3 protein-coding genes are annotated in these 1,255 nt (G+C 28.1%); all 3 read left to right on the forward strand.

The features are described from left to right. The first annotated feature begins 81 nt into the window (after window positions 1–81). From CQA75_RS08875 to CQA75_RS09275, 3 genes are read left to right on the forward strand one after another with little or no spacing between them, the layout of a single operon-like run. Window positions 82–597 (forward strand): phage major tail tube protein, encoded by a 516-nt coding sequence (locus tag CQA75_RS08875; protein WP_137624596.1) that lies wholly within the window; start codon window positions 82–84, stop codon window positions 595–597. A 9-nt stretch (window positions 598–606) separates the two neighbouring features. Beyond that, window positions 607–840 (forward strand): phage tail assembly protein, encoded by a 234-nt coding sequence (locus CQA75_RS08880; protein WP_137624597.1) that lies wholly within the window; start codon window positions 607–609, stop codon window positions 838–840. Further along, window positions 809–964: a hypothetical protein gene (locus CQA75_RS09275; protein ID WP_171000109.1), complete on the forward strand. Its 156-nt coding sequence runs from the start codon at window positions 809–811 to the stop codon at window positions 962–964. The genes CQA75_RS08880 and CQA75_RS09275 overlap by 32 nt, the downstream gene beginning before the upstream one ends. Window positions 965–1,255 lie beyond the last annotated feature (291 nt).

Genomic DNA, 1,255 nt, shown 5'->3' on the forward strand with positions numbered 1-1,255 from the left:
TTTAAAAAATAGTGAGTTTTGCTAGAAAGAATCTTTAGATAAAACCTCGTTTTTCACAGCGAAATCAAAAAAGGAGAAAAAATGTTTAATAGAATACCTCAAGTAATAGAACAAGCAAATTGTTTCATAGATGGATATGGTTATGCAGGAGTGGCAAGAGATATTACCTTGCCTACTATAGAGCAAGAAGTATTAGAAAGCAAAGGGGCTTTAAGTGCAAATTATGGCACTGGAGTTTTTAAGGCAATGGAATGCTCTTTTAAAATAAGCGAAATGGGAATACAAGCCTTTGAAGCTTTTGGTTCTAATACTTTTTCTAAATTTAAAATTCCACTTGTTTTTAAAGCAAGCATTCATCAAAGTGGTTCAGGAAAAGAAGTGCCCTTTGTGATTGAGTTAAATGGAGAATTCACTTCTATTGTTTTACCTTCTATTGTTGCAGGAAGTGAATTTACAAATGAGATTAAAATCAATGTGCATTTTATAAAAATCACAATGGATAATCAAAGATTATTTTTAGCTGATGTCAAAAATCTTATTTTAGAGTTTAATGGCGTCGATCAAATGGCAAAAATAAGATCAAATTTAAGTTTATAAGGAAAATCAATGGCAAAAACAATTCAATTATCAAACGGCAACGAAATAAAATTTAATACCCCAACAGCTGGAATGTTACGCAGGGCTATGGATATACAAAAAGGAGAAGGTTCAAGAGCGTTTTATATAATCGGTGAATGCACTAATATGAGTTTAGAAGAGCTTGATAAGTTAAACTTGGAAGATATCAATCTTTTAAGTGAGACATTAAATGAATATCAAGCTCCCAGTAGTAAGCAATGAAGCTATTGCATTGATAGCTCATTTTTTGCATTTTTCTTATAATGAAATTATGAATTTAAATATAAAAGATTATATGGAGTTTTTAGAAATCAGTTTAAAAATTTCTAAGGCTAATGATTTCTAGCTTTAAAAAACACATAAATAAAAGTTATTATAAAAAGATTTAAAGCAAAAAGTGCAAAAAATGAAGAGATATTAAAAAAGCTAGTTAGAAAATCATCACTCATAAAAGATATTAAAAAAGCTACAAAAAAGCCAAATGTTAAAAAGGCTTTAAAAATGATTTTAAAATGTTTTAAAAAGATGATTTTTGCTTTTAAGGTATTGTCTATATTTTTCATAGGCTAGATTTTACAATAAAAAGGAAAAATATGCAAGATTTAGGACTTAGTTTTGGTATATCTTTGGCATTTAA

Source organism: Campylobacter taeniopygiae, from assembly GCF_005406225.1.
Lineage (GTDB): Bacteria > Campylobacterota > Campylobacteria > Campylobacterales > Campylobacteraceae > Campylobacter_D > Campylobacter_D taeniopygiae.